We start from the raw sequence: 1,791 nt of genomic DNA on the forward strand, positions 1-1,791 counted from the left end.
GACAGGTGGAAATGACCTTATAACTGCCCTTGCAACCGGTGAAAACATTGATGAAGTGGTTGCATCCATAGCGTCGGAAAGTACAGGCGGAGCAAGTGGAGAAGAATCATCTCTGTCACCTGAAGAAGCTGCCCAGGCCATTGCAGAGACCTTTCAGGAGACATTGAGCGCAGCCATTGAAAGCGGAGCAGATATAGAATCTGCGGTTTCCCAGGCAACGGAAGCAACCGCTGCGGTGATGGAGAGTCAGGCCGCAGTCACAGCCGGAGAATCATCTCCTGAATCGGCACTTTTAAGTGCTCTTTCATCTGGTGATAATGTCACAGAAGCCGTGGATACAGCCATGGATGCCCTTGTGGAAAGCGGTGCTGTTGAATCCGGAGCAATCTCCACAGAAACCTTCCAGGAAGCACTTGCAGAATCTCTTGTGGCTGAAGGTGAAGCTGCCTTTTCACCCGGGGAATCGGAAAATCCATCCGGAGAAACATCTGTAAGTTCAATACAGGATGCATTGGCACAGGCTGTTGAGACAACCACAGGTATTGCCCAGACATCAAGCAGTATCCAGTCAGGCGAATCCGGCACAAATGGGGAGCTGCTTGCTGCACTTTCATCCGGTGAAAACATTGAGGAAACCATCGATGCTGTTAGTAAAGGGATAACAGACTCATCTTCAGATCTCCAGTCATCCGCTTCAATTGTCAATGATTCCATGGATATACAGGAATCAATAGCTGACGCCATCAGCAGTGGCGAGACTCTTTCCGATGCCATTGCAAGTGCTGCCGAAACTGCAGAAATTACGGCGGCAGGGATCCAGTCAGTTCAGGGTGACCCCGGTACTGCAGCAGAGCTTCTTGTGGCAAGTCTATCCCAACCATCTGAAAATCTGTCTGAACCATCTGAAAGCATCTCCGGGTTGTCTGAAAGTTCTTCTGAGCCATTGACAAGTATGTCTGAGTCATCTGACAACCCAACAGAAATATCTTCAGACTTTGCCCCTCCACAGGAACTTTACAATGACATTCTGACAGAGTTGACAAATGCTGCAAGCGATCCTTCAACTATTGCTGACGGAAGCCTTCTTGAGACAGTAAAGGATCTTGCTGAGGAGTACATTGAAAGCCAGGGCGGGAACACAGAAGAGACAGCATTAAGCATAGATAATTTTGTGGATCAACTGACAGAAACCCTTGATAAGGGTGTCGATCCTGAAGTTGCGCTTGAGCAGGCAATGAGCCGCCTTGACCTGAGTGCCACAAGGGAACAGATAGAGTCAGAATCCCAACAAAGTGACCTTGCCAATGCCCTTGCATCCGGCGAAAACATTGAAGAGGTGATAGCAGATACCCTTCCCGAAGGAGTTGATCCAGAAGGAAGTGCAGCCGATGCCATGTTCAATGATCTTCAGGAGAGTATGGCAGAAGGTACTTTTCCTGACGAAGCACTAAAAGGTGCGGAAGAGACCCTTGATCAGACCATTGCAGTACAGGGTACAGTCCAGAATGAGTTATCAACAGGAGACCAGATTTTAAAGGCTCTTTCAGATGGAGAAGATGTTGCCCAGATACTTGGTGATCACCTTGGAGATCTTTCTCCTGATGCCCTGCAGCAGGCAATAGAGGCATTTACAGCATCCATTGAAAGCGGAGGCTCTCCTGATGCAGCTCTTCAGTCGGCTGAGACAACTGTTGGGGCAGTAGCTTCGGCATCGGAATCTGTACAGGGAGAGATGACACCAGAGGCATCCCTTATGGCCTCCCTTGCATCTGGAGAAAATGTTGAAGAGAT

General features: G+C 49.0%; 1 protein-coding gene. It reads left to right on the forward strand.

The features are described from left to right. The coding region (locus tag MTBBW1_RS09645) for a hypothetical protein (RefSeq protein ID WP_186441189.1) at positions 1 to 1,791 on the forward strand (1,791 nt) is incomplete at both ends.

Source organism: Desulfamplus magnetovallimortis (assembly GCF_900170035.1).
In the GTDB taxonomy this organism is placed as follows: Bacteria; Desulfobacterota; Desulfobacteria; order Desulfobacterales; family Desulfobacteraceae; genus Desulfamplus; species Desulfamplus magnetovallimortis.